Below are 13,128 nucleotides of genomic sequence, written 5' to 3'. Positions count from 1 at the left end.
CTCATAGCCGTTGAGCAGGAAGACGTCCTTGGTATCGTCATAGTAGGCAAGGCCCCTGCCCTCGCTGACCCGTTCGATGACATCATAGCCGGCAAGGCCCCAGCCATAGCCCAGCCAGCCCTGATAGAGCCCCTGCCGCTTGGTCTTGCGCGCGGAATCGTAGCGAAGCTCAATCTTCGGTTCGAGACCGCGGAAACCCGGAAGATCAAGACCGTATTCATAGCTCGCATTGCCACGGCCAGTGGTGATTGCAGATGTTTGTGCCTTTGGGTTGGGTTCGACCTCTATGTCGCCGGACATAAGCTGCGCCTGTACCGATCCACACTGTAAAAGCAGCAGCGCGGATGCAGCTATAAAGGCTAGTCCCTTGAGTGTCAGATGGGCCTTCGACGGCAAACAATCAAAAGAACACCCCAAGATACGACGCATCACAATCCCCTCGATATAGCGGCGGTGCCATCGACATCCCCATCGAGGACCGCCCAGATCCTCATCAGCGCACACGTCCCCCCACACCGGAGTTGCCTCCGGAGCCATCCCGTCGCCAAGTTGTGAGAATCACTCGAATACGCGCAATACGGCTAACGCGCTGAACAACTTTGTTGCAAGGCTAAAAAACCACCAGTTGAAGTTTCCACAACCTTTTGCTGTGGAAAGCGACATCGAATACGCATCCTAACCTACACAACAATAGAAAATATCGCTCGATATGACATAGGTTGTATTCGACAAATACGAGCACGACTCGTGCCCGCTACAACCGAACAGATAAGACTGCGGTATTCGCCAGAGAATAGCTCCGAGATGAATATGACCGGCGCCGTTGCAACGATAAATGACTTTGCCGAATGGTTTGTCGATGAATTCGACAGCCTGCCGTTTCGTGATCGCCGCAAGATCGAAAATGCAACGCCGCTCATGCTGACTCTTGGTAAAACGGGAACTCTTTTTCCGGCTACCTTATCTGTCGTTGGCGACAAGCACTTGCACACTGTCGAGGCCGTTGACGCACTGTCCGACATCCTCGTCGCGCTGCCCAGGCGAAAGCGCAGGTACATTGTCCTGCTCCTGACCGGCGGTCGTTTCGTCCGACGAAAAATAGCCGACATAAGATTGCCCGGAAGCCGCGCCTGTGCCATGGCCGAAATCGATCTGGCAGCCAACACACCGTTCGGGAAGGAAGATGTCCACGTCGTGCTTCCGCGCGACAATGGTTCGTCGGATGGAACAAGCTATTTCATCATCAGAAAAGATGAGATCGACCCCATCGCCCATCACTTGAAGCAGAACGGCTGCACGGTCGGGTCAATTGTCTTCCAGACGGATGATGCCGAGTTCGAGGCAGGACGAAGCAGCTTAGTTGCCCTGGCTGGTCGGTCGTTGTCACAACGGATCAAGCGCTGGCTGAAAACAGCATGCGCCATAACATTCCTTGCCGGTGCAATTGGCACGTGGGCGATCGCCGATCATCGATACGACCGCGCCGAACAGACCCTCAACGCCGAAATTCAGATTGCCCAGAAAGCGGCCGGAAAGGCCCGGCGAGACTTCGAAGCGAAGATGACATTGCTGGAGACGATCTCTTCTCTGAGGCGCGAGAAGAATGCGTCGGGCGCCACTGTCCTCATGCTCGAGATGCTTTCAGACATTTTGCCCGACAACAGTTGGTTGAGTGATATCACAATCGAAGATGGAACGATTGTACTGACCGGTTTTTCCACGTCTGCCGAAGCGATTGTTCCCTTGCTGGAAAGCTCCGGGCGGTTTGCGGATCCGAAATTTTCAACCCCGGTCAACAAAGTCCCCGGTCAGGATTTCGAGCGTTTCACCCTGAAGACCCGATTTGTACCGCAGGGGCCGGAAGCATGATCTGGCTTCTCAACAGCCCGCGGGGATTACGGCGAGCTGTCGCACTTGGAATCGTTTTTGGCGCGATATGCGCAGCCGGCTTTGTGGCAGCCGGTGCATTTGCATCGCTCCGGCACTCCAACCAATCGGTCATTGAAAAAAGGGAGCTTCTCGGCCGTTTGCAGTCAATCGCAAACAGATTGCCTGAAGAGATCCGCAATACGGCCCTGGCCGAAGAAGCTGCCTCGGACGAATTCCTTTCCGGTGAAAGCGAGACCGTCATACGCGCAGGACTACAGCAGCAGCTCAAACAAACTGCGAACGCGCAGCATCTGAATGTCATATCCGTCGGAAACGCACCGGATCTGGGTCGCGATAATCTCACCTATGTTGGACTACAAGCAAATGTCACGGGCACAATCGCCAGCCTTCAAAAGACGCTGTTTGCGCTTGAAACCGCAAAACCCGTGCTGTTCGTAACGAAGCTGACTGTTCGCTCTACAGACCAGATGGCACTGCGGGCACCGGTTGCCGAGCCGGTGCTCGTTGCGCAGATAAGACTTTACGGTGCGCTGAAACCGGAATCGGAAGAGGCAGGCAAATGAGATCTGCCATTACTCTTTTCTGGCTGGTAGGCATAGCCGCCCTTTCGTTACTGGTGGGCGGTTATCTACTGGAACATCCTGTCGATGTTTCACCCATCATCCCGGATCCGACGGTAACCGCAACAGCATCGGGTACGGGCAAAACACCAGGCGAAAATGTCACAGAGCTTTCCAAAATGGAACTTTCCGCAACCACAGAACGACCGCTCTTCAGCCGCAGCCGCAGAAAGTTCGTACCGCCTCCTCCACCGAAACCAGCCAAACCGATTCAAACGGCGGCGATCAAAAAGCCGAGTGCGCCGCCGAGGGCAACCGCGCTGGCCATTCCACCGCCTGATTTCACATTGATCGGCGTCAGCATTTCAAAAGAGGCGTCCAGCGCGCTGCTGACCAGCAGCGGGGGCGAGAACAAATGGGTTGTTGAGGGCGACAGCATCAATTCCTGGACCGTTGCCGACATCGACAATGACAGCGTTGGTTTGGAAAATGGCGGGCGATCAGTTCGTCTGCACCTGTATGAAATCGGGGGCCGGTGACATGTGTATGCGATCGCTCTGCCACACGTCCGATGCGCGCGTGGAAGGCTTCAGCCTGGTCGCAGTCCTCTGGATTGTGCTGGCAATCGCCGCAGTGCTTACACCGCTCACATTAGCGGCGCGAACGCAAACTGTTCATATTGCGATGCTGCATCAGGCAGACCGGCTCAACTACCTCGCGGATGGGATTGCGCTGATACTTGTTGCCCAGCAAAAGACGCGATCAACGGATGGGGAAGCGCAACAAAGACACTCGAATTCGACCGTTCACCGCTGCCGTGATGGCGAAGTTGTCGTCATGCATTCGCTTCAGAATCACGCTGGACTTGTCAATCTCAACAGGGCGTCGAAGAGCACCCTGAGCGCGGCTTTCGCGGCACTTGGGAAATACGATTCTGAAGCTGATCTGCTGGCCGACCGGGTTGTAGATTTCAGGTCCCATTCATCATCCGACCCGGGAGCCTCTACCAAAGACTTCAAGAATGGGCCCAAGCGGGCTCCGTTTGAATCGGTGGCTGAACTTTACGACATCGTTGGCGCTGGCGATATCCCACTTCAAATGTTGCGTCAGACATTCAGCGTCCACTCGAATTCGAGTGTCGTCGATCTGCAGGCAGCGCCGCCGCAACTCAAAAAAATGCTGACGGAACAGAACGCTTCCGACGCATTCCGGGCAGGCGCCAACGCGCAGCCGTCTCCGATGACTGTGTCGGTTGTCGTACGCCGTGGAACTATAACCGGGCAATTCAACGGCGTGTTTGCAAAAGGATCAGCCTCCGGCGGCATCGACCGCCTCGTCGAAAACTGGCGGTATGACGATTTGGCAACCCTCGACGGTCAATCGACACTTGGCAGTTGTTCTGCGCTATTCGGATCAGAATTCCGGCGAATTCTCGAGCAGTTCGGTTAGCGCGATGACAACGAACGATCACCGGGAGATTAAAGCGTTTGGCGAATACCTGAAGGAGAACTCTGTTCTTAGCCAATCGGATTGCTCGCGTATGATCGCGGCATCAAGCTCGACCGGCCAGTCGATTGACACGGTGCTCGTCGAGCTCGGGCTCGTAAGAGAAGAAGATCTTGCCCGCCATCTTGCCGTCTACAGTGGAATCCGCATGCACAGGCTGTCGCGCCCAGACCTAAGCGATGACCTTATCGAAAGAATCGGCGTCGGATTTCTTACAAACGCAGGCATTGTACCGATCACACGGAACGACGACAACATTGCTTTGGTCGTTGCCGATCCGCTTTCAGCCGGTGATGTCGGAATGATCTCTTATCTGCTGGACATGCAATTCGATCTGTTCTGTGCGCCAAGAAGCCACATCACGGAGTTGCTTGGTCAATGGAACGCCGAACACAACGCCGAATTGGCCGATGTCTCTTCACAGTACGAACATTCCGCTGAACTGGAGCTTCAGGACGTTAACCGCCTCAAAGATGTTGCAAACGAAGCTCCGGTCATCAGACTGGTAAACGACGTCATACAACGCGCAGTCGACCGGAACGCGACCGACATCCACATAGAACCATCAGCCGATTCCGTCTCCATACGCTTCCGTTGCGACGGCGTGCTTATTCTTGACCATAGGGCTTCCCAAAAACTGCATGCCGGCCTCTCAACCAGACTGAAAATCCTTGCACACCTCAACATTGCTGAAACGCGGATGCCTCAAGACGGCCGTATGCGGGTCGCAGTGCGCGGACAGGAAATCGACTTGCGCGTATCTGTTTTGCCGTCCGTTCATGGTGAGACATTTGTACTGCGCATACTCGACCGCAGCACTGTACCTTTGAAACTGGATTCCTTGGGTTATGGCAGTGCCGACGTCCAACGGATTAAGCGGCTCTCTCAATTGAGAGACGGTATTGTCCTCGTTACCGGCCCGACCGGCAGTGGGAAAACGACAACCCTGTATTCAATGATCAACGAAATCGACAGCGACAGAATCAAAGTGTTCACTGTCGAGGATCCGGTCGAATACCGCATCGATGGCATAACACAGGTACAAGTCAATTCAACGATCGGGCTGGACTTCTCGACAACGCTGAGGACAGTCCTTCGCCAGGATCCCGACGTCATTCTGGTAGGCGAAATCCGCGATGCCGAAACTGCACGTATCGCAATCAGGGCAGCCCTAACAGGCCATCTCGTATTCTCGACACTCCATACCAACAGTGCCGCCGCCGCATTCAGCAGGCTAATCGATATGGGGATCGAGGGTTATCTACTGGCTGGCACAGTCCGCGCGATTATCGGGCAACGACTGCTAAGGAGACGATGCGGTTCCTGCGCCGACAATACGACGGATTCGTGCGAGCGCTGTGGGGGTGGCGGCTATCAGGGTCGATTGGCAACCTATGAAATACTGGAGGTCAGCCGTGGGGTCCACCACGCTGTCAACCAATCCGCAACGGAAACCGATGTCTTGGACGCGGCACAAACAACCGGTTTCGTCTCGCTCAAGGATCATGCTCGCGGCCTTGTTGCGAGCGGTCTGACCGATAAGGCTGAAGTCGAAAGAGTACTCAGCGGATTGGGTGATGCATGACACGCTACCGCTATAAAGCCCATCTGAAGAACGGTGCGGTTGATGCAGATACTATAGAGGCTGGGTCGAAAGAAGCGGCGTATCTCGCACTCTCAAAGGGCGGCAAGATGCCGTTTGTATTGGAGGCAGACCTTAGCGGCGGAGATGCAAAAAGGCCAAGCCAGGCTTTGTGGCAACTTGGGTCGCTTACGAAGCCGAACAATGCCCGTCTGTTTTCCGGCCTCGCGGTACTGCTTCAATCGGGTTTCACAATAGATCAGGCGATCGCGACCATGCTGTCCGACGATCTCGATGTTAATGACAAAAAAAGGTTGTTCGATGTTGAAGCACGCTTGAAGGAGGGGTCGTCAGTAGCCGAAGCCTTTGCACCGGCGGGGATGCCAGCCGATATTATCGCTTTGATCTCCTCTGGCGAGAAAAGCGGCAATCTGCCTGGCGTGTTCTCGAATGTGTCGGAGCGCTACGAACAGCAAGCGAAACGACGCGCGGAAATCCAGGAGGCGCTGCTCTATCCGCTGTTTCTCATTGCCATGATGATTGCTGCGATTTTCATTCTGGCTTTCTATCTGGTACCGGCGATCGAACCCATATTTGAAGGAAGCGCGAACGGTCCTCCGACAATTGTTTACATCCTTTCCGCCGTCCGTGTTGGCATTACGCACCATGGTGCCGCTCTGTTGGCCTGCGTCTTGTGCATCGTTTTCATCACAATTGTCTCGTCACGCGCGAAGCAATTGATCATGAACGCTCGTCATTCGCTCCCCTTTGTCGGTGACATCCTGAAGCAAACCGCCGTTGCCAACTATCTGCGGACACTCAACTTGCTGCTTACCAACGGCGTCCCGGCCAAGGATGCCATGCGTCTTGCCAGCGAAGCAGCGCCGAGTGACAATATGAAACGTCAATTCCGGCTTGCCGAAGAGCGGTTGAATACCGGTTCGCGCCTTCATGAAGCGCTAGCTGGAACCAACCTCATGAACGACGGCCTTACTGCGCAAATCAGAATCGGTGAGGAGTCCAACAATCTGCCAACTATGCTGGCCCGAGCGGCATCTGCAATCGAAGCGCGTCAGAAGATCAGGCTTGATCGGCTGTTCAAATTCCTGACGCCGGCCATCACAATATTCCTCGGGCTCGTCATCGGCGTGCTCGTGACATCCGTCATGAGCACACTGCTTGGCATCAACGAGTTGGCGATACGTTGAGCGAACAAGCGGACCTACGCGTTGACGAAGACAGCATACAGGGCTTCACCCTGGTCGAACTGCTGGTCGGTTTGCTGATCGTAGCACTGGCAGCCGGCCTCGCCGGCTTTGCCCTGTCGGGGCGTCAAGCACAGGAGAGTAAGACCGCATTTGTAGACGACGCTGTCCACATTCTCAGACTTGCTCACCGAGATGCAATGATGACGGGAACGAAGCGCACCGTTGCATTCGACCTGGACAAACGAGTCGTCCGCTACCTTGGACAGAATTTGCAGCTCGAAATCCCCGAAGACCTGGAGATGTCGATTCTGGTCGGGCTTGAGCTTGTTTCCGCCGATGGAACGGTACCGGTCGCCTATTTCGGTGAAGGCGGATCGACAGGCGCACGTTTCACGGTGATAGACGATGCCGGCTTAAAGCTGCGCTTTGAAACCAATTGGCTTACAGGTCTAACGTCGAGGATCGATAGTGAAGACCTTTGAACGAACGAGCGATGGTGAGGCCGGTTTCACTCTAATCGAAACAATCGTTGCCTTTGCGGTGATTTCAGTCTCACTCGCTGTTGCGGTAAAAGCAATCAGCGTCAGCCTCCACAATGCCGAGAGAAGCAGAATCGAAGCGGATATGAGACTGGTCGCGAAGGCCCAACTCTCACAAATGGTTCTGGAGGATTTCCTACACGAGGCGGTTCAGAAAGGCCGCGACGGGCCCTATTCGTGGACGTTGTCGGCCAAGCCCTTGGCAATTTACGGCGGACCGGAAGTCAAGACATTAACCCTGGAAATCACACACAATGCCCGTCCGAAGCTGACCTCAAAATACATCACTTTCGCCAGGAGTGACTGAGGCATGACATCTCCGTCCCATAAACCTGCAAAGTTAGTGCACAAATCCGCTGAACCGGCAGGCGATATATCCGCGGACCCGATTGCCGGCTTCTCGCTTGCTGAAATCCTGGTAGTGCTGTCGATACTGGCGCTGATTACCGGAATGACGACTGTGTTCCTTGGACAACTGCGCAAGGCATCGCAAATCCACTCTGAGAGAGAAATGCAATACGATCTGGACAGTGTTTCCCGTTATCTGGAGAGAACAATTGAATCTGCCCTCGCGCTACCGCTCGACATTTCCGAAAACAAAGACCGCGCTTTCTTCCGCGGTTCACATACCGTGATCGAATTTGTCAGCACGTCCAGGGTTGGAATTCAAGAAGCGGCCATGCGGACGAAGAGAATAGAAATGGCCGAAAATGGCGATGCAAACGATCTGGTCCAGACTTTGAGTACACGTCGTTTTCACGGTTCAACGTCGACAGGAGACGAACCGGTCTCAGCAACAATTCTGGACGATGTTAAGGAAATCCGGTTCGAATATTTTGGTGCGCCTTTTGCCTCTCAGAAGCCGCAATGGTCGCCGGATTGGAACCATGAGCGCTCATTGCCGCGAGCCGTCCGAATGACTGTAACCGCGATCCGCAACGGCCACGAATTTACCAGCGAAGGCATAGCGCAGATACGCAATGCCACGAAATAAATCGAGCGCAATAGAAATTCGAACCTATTCGAAATTGGAGATATCCGCATCCTCGCCCTCTCCGCCGACCTTGCCGTCACGACCAAGCGATGAGATAACAAAGTTACCCTTCTCTTCATCCAACTTGTATGTATAGGGGTTGCCCCAAGGGTCCCTGAGTTTGTCCGCATCCTTCAGATAAGGCCCGTTCCACCTCTGCTGATCATCGGGGCGAACGGAAAGCGCGGCAATCCCGGGCTCCGTATCCGGGTACCGCAGGTTGTCGATGTAGTAGAGCTCCATGGCGGATTCGATATTGCTGATCTGAATCCGTGCAGCATCGGTCCGAGCAGATCCCAGATAGCGAAGCACCTGTGGTACGGCAAAGGATGCGATCAGACCTATGATCGCAAGCACGACAAGCAGTTCAACCATGGTGAAACCGGCTTCACCGGTTCGAACCGATTGATCAGATTTGCGCGACTGTCTGACTTTCAACATCAAGCTCGCTCCAGCTTCAGTAACCGGCCAGGTCAATCTGAACGGTGTTTTCAAGGTACCAACTGACCATAAGCCCCAGCCCCAAAAAGGGGCCGAAAGGGAGCCTGCGGGATTGCTGGTATTGTTCGCTGAACTGCTTCAACAGCGGCAGTGAAAGCAGCGCGGCGGTACACGCAATAAAGACAAAGACCGGCAAATTGAACGGATTGAGCCAGACCGCGGACGCGCCTGCCATTTTTACGTCACCCAATCCCAAACCCACTACGCCTTGTGAACGGAGATAGGCCGCGCGCACGAGGTAGAATGCGCTAAACAAAACAATGGCACCGAAAATCGTGGTCAGAGGGATAGAAGATTGGCTTGTTATCTGAAATGCAAATCCGAGGGCCGCGAGTGAGCCGTTCAGAACATTCGGAATGATCAAATGCCGCAGGTCGATGGCTGAAATGACGACCACATTGCCCGCCAAAAGAAGGCCGAATATCCAAAAATAGTCCGCCTGACCGAACATCAGTGAACAATCCTGTTGATGTCGCGTTGCTGACGGGTCGATCCCTTGCGGCGCTTGTTTATCGGGCTTTCCAGATTGAGTTGATCCCGGAACTCGGCGGTGACGCCCCTGGCCTCCTGAACGCTGCGCACGACGCGCGGCCGGATGAAGATGATGAGCTCTGTTCGCTTGATACTGTCGGTCTTGTCCTTGAAGGCATTGCCGATGAGCGGCAAGCTTCCGAGAACCGGTACCTGACCTCGGCTCAGCGTGTTGCTTTCCTGAATCAGCCCGCCAAGTGCCAAGCTTTCCCCGTCGTGAACGGTAACCTGGGTCGTGATCTTTCGCTGCCGGATCGTCGGAGAATCGATACCGCTGGTAGTAGTTTTGACGACGGTGCTGACTTCCTGCTCGATATCGAGCATCACACGCCCGGATTTGTTCACTCGGGGAACAACCGTCAGGATAATGCCGGTGTCGCGCATTTCGACCGAGTTGATGACGGTTCCGGTATTGGCGACATCGACCGCCTGCTGCGTAACGATCGGCACCTCGTCACCCACCTGCAGAACAGCCTTCTGGTTGTTCCGCGCCATAATCGTCGGCGATGAAATAATGTTGACATCGGTGATGCTTGCGAGTGCATTCAACGTGACCTTCAGGTCGCTGGAGGCATAGGTCCAGGAGAACCCCGGGAAAGCAGCGCCGGCGAAACCGGATGCGAGGTCGGACAGCCCCAGCGAGAATCCGCCGTTCTCGTAGAACCACCGCACCCCGAGTTTGAGTTCATCGTCAAGTGTGACTTCGGCGATAACCGCTTCAAGCAGCACCTGCGTCGGCAACACATCCAACTGCCTGAGGATGCGCTCAATGCGTTCATAATCCCGCGCGGTCGTGGAAATAAGCAGCGCATTGTTCTCCACATCCGCAACGACGGATGTGCGCATCCTGCCCTTAGCTGAGCCGCTCGCCTGTAGCGCCGCGTTCGCCTCCCCGAAACCGTCAGATGAAACATTTGCAGGCGTCAGTTGCGGAGCGACCGCACTGTCCGTATCGGCAACATCTGCATTTTCCTGGTTAAGAACGGCTCTCAGCACCTCGGCCAGTTCGGGCGCCGGGCGGTTCTGGATGTGGTAGACGAAAAGCTGATCCTCGTTCGATTGCGCCTGCGCGTCCAGCTTCTGGATCCAGGTTGCCGCCCGGCTGAGATATCTTGGCCGGGACGTAATCACCAGAATGGCATTGAGCCGTTCATTCGGAATGAAACGTATCGTCTTCGATTTCACATTGCCGGTATTGCCGAAAATCTCGTCGAGTTCCTTTGCAATGGCAATCGGGTGCGAAGTCTGCAACGGATGGAGGGCAACGGACATCCCGCGCATCCAGTCGACATCGAACACCGAAATCGCCTCGCGCATCGCCTGAAGATCTGGATTGTTGCCGGCGAGGATGAGAAGATTCCGCCGCTCATCGACCCGCAGGATCGAACCCTGCCGGCTGATTGGCTGCAGAATACTGCTCATCTCGTCGGCAGCGATGTGCTGCAATTCAATGACCTGGACCTTGAGTCCCGGCCCGGACGATGCGACGCGGGGAACACTGACGGCAGGCGTCGCACTGAGCGCGTCAGCCCTGCGGACGATTTGAAAGCTGTTGTTCTTCTCGACAATCGCTGCGTCGTTGACGGCGAGCGCCGTCTCGAATATCTCGATCAGCGCATCGCGCGTCACCGGCGCGCTCGTCTGGATCGTCATTGACCCCGACACCTGCGGGTCGACGACATAGTTGACGTTCAACGTGTCCCCGAGGACTTTCTTCGCCGCATCCTTTATCGGAACGTTAACAAGGTTCAGCGTGTAGCCGTCCTTGCCGGAACTTGTGGTGCCAGGAGAGATGGCTGGAGCCCGCGCGGAGACAAAGCTGCCGGTTCCTTTTTGCACTGCGCCGGTGAATGCCGAGCGCTGACCGCCTCCGCCTATGACCGTCCGGTTGCCGCCGACAGCCGCCCTATCTGACGCCCCCCAGGATTCAAGGTCGGAAAGCGCGTCGTTGAACACGCTCCGAGACGGAGTGCTGGTGCATGCTGCCAGAAATAGGAACATCAGCAGCAACGTAATGTGCCGGAAAACTGTCACTGTCGCCGCCCGAGAAGGAGTATTTCAATAGACCATATCAGCGGCAATTATACGTTGCACCCGCCCCACGCCAGCACTTTGAGGTTATCCACAAAAGCTATGCGGATCGCGTTGTATCGGTGAGACAATTGGGGGACCGCCAAGAAGTATCACGGGAGCAAAACGGGAGCAGGTCTTGCCCCTTGCCCCGCGGTTCTCGCACGGAATAGGCGCAAAGATTATCCGCGCATAGTCTTTGGTAAGAACATGCGTTCCCGTCACATCGATCTCCGCATCGGCATCCGGATAGAGCGTATCGGTGCCGGCGCCCACCTTGCGTGCGCGCTTGCCGTTTGCGCCATAGGCAAAGTCGATCGTGGCGGAGGCCGCATTGACCACCTGGCCGAGACGGACAGCTTTCGTTCCTATTCAGTTTGCGCGGTATAGGGGTTTCGCTGTTTCGTACCGCAATGAGCACAGATCACCACTTCATCACCAAGGTTTATCTGCCATGCATCACTACAGTTTTGGCATTGAACCCAATCGTCTCCCAATGGTATACTCTTTGCTGTGAGTGAGGGAGGTGCAAACTCCAAATCCATTCGCTCTCTATATGAGCGCCAAATAACTCCGGCCTCACCTCTACTTTCGACCAAATCATTGAAAAACATGGTGTTATCAGACCATTCGGGAAATGACAGTACCGCATCGGCGATTACACTGCCATCAACTCTTATATGAGGACCACCACAAACCCAGTACCTTGAGAGGCGACCGTCAACAACACTCACTCGATCTAAATCGACCAAGGATGGGGATGATTCAAAATCTGCGGATTGTATCATCAGAGCATTTTTTTCTCGAAGGTATATTGCATATACAACATACTCCCTGTCGGGTTCAAAATGCGACTTTTCACGTCCAGTTTTAAAAACCACCATCATTCGTGTAACCCAGCACCAATTCTATTTGTGTTTTCGGTGTCCCCGACTTTTGCGGTTGTCGGGTGCATCTTTGAACTTAACGTCTGATAGAGCGCCGGTGGTTCTGTTTCTATCTGCATGAACTTCAGTTCTCGAACCATCCGGATGTTCGTGATTTCCACGCAACTTATCATGTGTTCCGGTGTCCGGGGTATAGCGTGGGTCCCCCATAGTTTCGCTTATGTCTTCGCCGCCACCGTCTTCCATATCGCCAACTATCTCTTCACCCGCCAATTTCTCCTCAAGATCGACTGGCTCGCTAATAGGTCTGGTACCTACACCTCTAACGCCAACATTTTGATGTATCTGGGCACTTATCGTTAGAATTACGCCTATCGTTTTTACGTTGGTTGTGATTCGATCACCGATTAAATCTATCAGCGCCTCAAGAGATTTAACTCGTCCTTTATGTCCTGGAACCAACGGTTCAAGTCCAGCTGGACCTATTCCTTTCGCTCCAGGTATGGCGTTAGCCTGAGCAACCTCCACACCACCGGGCTCCGAAGCGTACTCGTTTTCATCATCGCCATGGTTAGGGTACGCGACATGCCCGTTTGGATCACTCTTATTGACGGGATCGTTTTGTGCATATGCGTATCGGTTTGGTCCGACGCCATCGATGATGGGGTCCCAGTCATCGGGGAGATGAAGCGGCCGAAGGAGGGGTCCATATAGCGGGCGTTGAGATACATCAGCCCCGTTTCGGGATCATGCCGCTCGTTGATATAGCCCTTCTGCGTGGCCATCGCCGCATTGGTCGGCTCGCCATAGGACGCATAGGC

The 13,128-nt window shown here is 54.7% G+C and carries 15 protein-coding genes; 9 read left to right on the top strand and 6 right to left on the bottom strand.

Features of this window, described 5'->3' with window-relative positions; all coding sequences use genetic code 11:
• The coding region (locus OOZ53_RS26045) for a SpvB/TcaC N-terminal domain-containing protein (protein ID WP_271092725.1) at positions 1–300 on the bottom strand (300 nt) is incomplete at its 3' end.
• Positions 301–810: 510 nt separating this feature from the next.
• On the opposite strand from OOZ53_RS26045, the gene OOZ53_RS26040 reads away from it, so the two are divergent.
• Genes OOZ53_RS26040 through OOZ53_RS26000 form a run of 9 tightly spaced genes read left to right on the top strand, consistent with a single transcriptional unit; the run spans position 811 to position 8,279 of the window.
• Positions 811–1,869 carry a PilN domain-containing protein gene (locus tag OOZ53_RS26040; protein ID WP_271092724.1) on the top strand — a complete coding sequence of 353 codons (1,059 nt, stop codon included), beginning with the start codon at positions 811–813 and terminating at the stop codon, positions 1,867–1,869.
• Positions 1,866–2,453 (top strand): type II secretion system protein GspM, encoded by a 588-nt coding sequence (gene gspM / locus OOZ53_RS26035; RefSeq protein WP_271092723.1) that lies wholly within the window; start codon positions 1,866–1,868, stop codon positions 2,451–2,453. The genes OOZ53_RS26040 and gspM overlap by 4 nt, the downstream gene beginning before the upstream one ends.
• Positions 2,450–2,989 carry a hypothetical protein gene (locus OOZ53_RS26030; RefSeq protein WP_271092722.1) on the top strand — a complete coding sequence of 180 codons (540 nt, stop codon included), beginning with the start codon at positions 2,450–2,452 and terminating at the stop codon, positions 2,987–2,989. The genes gspM and OOZ53_RS26030 overlap by 4 nt, the downstream gene beginning before the upstream one ends.
• A complete protein-coding gene (locus OOZ53_RS26025; protein ID WP_271092720.1) occupies positions 2,940–3,899 on the top strand; it encodes a hypothetical protein in 960 nt (319 codons plus the stop codon). Before OOZ53_RS26030 ends, OOZ53_RS26025 begins: the two co-directional genes overlap by 50 nt.
• A gap of 4 nt (positions 3,900–3,903) precedes the next feature.
• The gene (locus tag OOZ53_RS26020; protein WP_271092719.1) at positions 3,904–5,541 is read left to right on the top strand and encodes a GspE/PulE family protein; all 1,638 of its coding nucleotides are present in this window, start codon (positions 3,904–3,906) and stop codon (positions 5,539–5,541) included.
• Positions 5,538–6,746, top strand: a complete 1,209-nt coding sequence (locus tag OOZ53_RS26015) for a type II secretion system F family protein (RefSeq protein ID WP_271092718.1) — start codon at positions 5,538–5,540, stop codon at positions 6,744–6,746. The genes OOZ53_RS26020 and OOZ53_RS26015 overlap by 4 nt, the downstream gene beginning before the upstream one ends.
• Positions 6,743–7,228, top strand: coding sequence for a prepilin-type N-terminal cleavage/methylation domain-containing protein (locus OOZ53_RS26010; protein ID WP_271092717.1), 486 nt, complete (start codon positions 6,743–6,745; stop codon positions 7,226–7,228). Before OOZ53_RS26015 ends, OOZ53_RS26010 begins: the two co-directional genes overlap by 4 nt.
• Complete coding sequence (locus OOZ53_RS26005) at positions 7,215–7,592, top strand: type II secretion system protein (protein ID WP_271092716.1); 378 nt, start codon at positions 7,215–7,217, stop codon at positions 7,590–7,592. The genes OOZ53_RS26010 and OOZ53_RS26005 overlap by 14 nt, the downstream gene beginning before the upstream one ends.
• A 3-nt stretch (positions 7,593–7,595) precedes the next feature.
• Complete coding sequence (locus OOZ53_RS26000; RefSeq protein WP_271092715.1) at positions 7,596–8,279, top strand: type II secretion system protein GspJ; 684 nt, start codon at positions 7,596–7,598, stop codon at positions 8,277–8,279.
• 24 nt (positions 8,280–8,303) lie between these two features.
• Here the strand turns inward: OOZ53_RS26000 and gspG are convergent, their stop codons facing one another.
• The 5 genes from gspG to OOZ53_RS25975 all read right to left on the bottom strand — a co-directional run.
• Positions 8,304–8,759 carry a type II secretion system major pseudopilin GspG gene (gspG, locus tag OOZ53_RS25995; RefSeq protein ID WP_271092713.1) on the bottom strand — a complete coding sequence of 152 codons (456 nt, stop codon included), beginning with the start codon at positions 8,757–8,759 and terminating at the stop codon, positions 8,304–8,306.
• Between the two features lie 16 nt (positions 8,760–8,775).
• Complete coding sequence (locus tag OOZ53_RS25990; protein WP_271092712.1) at positions 8,776–9,270, bottom strand: prepilin peptidase; 495 nt, start codon at positions 9,268–9,270, stop codon at positions 8,776–8,778.
• Complete coding sequence (gene gspD / locus OOZ53_RS25985; RefSeq protein ID WP_333780617.1) at positions 9,270–11,384, bottom strand: type II secretion system secretin GspD; 2,115 nt, start codon at positions 11,382–11,384, stop codon at positions 9,270–9,272. The genes OOZ53_RS25990 and gspD overlap by 1 nt, the downstream gene beginning before the upstream one ends.
• A gap of 404 nt (positions 11,385–11,788) precedes the next feature.
• Positions 11,789–12,307, bottom strand: a complete 519-nt coding sequence (locus OOZ53_RS25980) for a hypothetical protein (protein ID WP_271092711.1) — start codon at positions 12,305–12,307, stop codon at positions 11,789–11,791.
• Between the two features lie 482 nt (positions 12,308–12,789).
• Positions 12,790–13,128: RHS repeat-associated core domain-containing protein (locus OOZ53_RS25975; protein WP_271092710.1), on the bottom strand; the 339-nt coding region annotated here is incomplete at its 5' end.

The sequence above is a fragment of the Allohoeflea poritis genome, assembly GCF_027889715.1.
In the GTDB taxonomy this organism is placed as follows: Bacteria; Pseudomonadota; Alphaproteobacteria; order Rhizobiales; family Rhizobiaceae; genus Hoeflea_A; species Hoeflea_A poritis.
This window is presented reverse-complemented; position numbering and strand designations above follow the sequence as displayed.

Coding starts and splice junctions, on each gene's coding strand:
- OOZ53_RS26040 (WP_271092724.1), top strand. CDS start 811: ATGACCGGCGCCGTTGCAACGATAAATGACTTTGCCGAATGGTTTGTC.
- gspM (WP_271092723.1), top strand. CDS start 1,866: ATGATCTGGCTTCTCAACAGCCCGCGGGGATTACGGCGAGCTGTCGCA.
- OOZ53_RS26030 (WP_271092722.1), top strand. CDS start 2,450: ATGAGATCTGCCATTACTCTTTTCTGGCTGGTAGGCATAGCCGCCCTT.
- OOZ53_RS26025 (WP_271092720.1), top strand. CDS start 2,940: ATGGCGGGCGATCAGTTCGTCTGCACCTGTATGAAATCGGGGGCCGGT.
- OOZ53_RS26020 (WP_271092719.1), top strand. CDS start 3,904: ATGACAACGAACGATCACCGGGAGATTAAAGCGTTTGGCGAATACCTG.
- OOZ53_RS26015 (WP_271092718.1), top strand. CDS start 5,538: ATGACACGCTACCGCTATAAAGCCCATCTGAAGAACGGTGCGGTTGAT.
- OOZ53_RS26000 (WP_271092715.1), top strand. CDS start 7,596: ATGACATCTCCGTCCCATAAACCTGCAAAGTTAGTGCACAAATCCGCT.
- gspG (WP_271092713.1), bottom strand. CDS start 8,759: ATGTTGAAAGTCAGACAGTCGCGCAAATCTGATCAATCGGTTCGAACC.
- OOZ53_RS25990 (WP_271092712.1), bottom strand. CDS start 9,270: ATGTTCGGTCAGGCGGACTATTTTTGGATATTCGGCCTTCTTTTGGCG.
- OOZ53_RS25980 (WP_271092711.1), bottom strand. CDS start 12,307: ATGATGGTGGTTTTTAAAACTGGACGTGAAAAGTCGCATTTTGAACCC.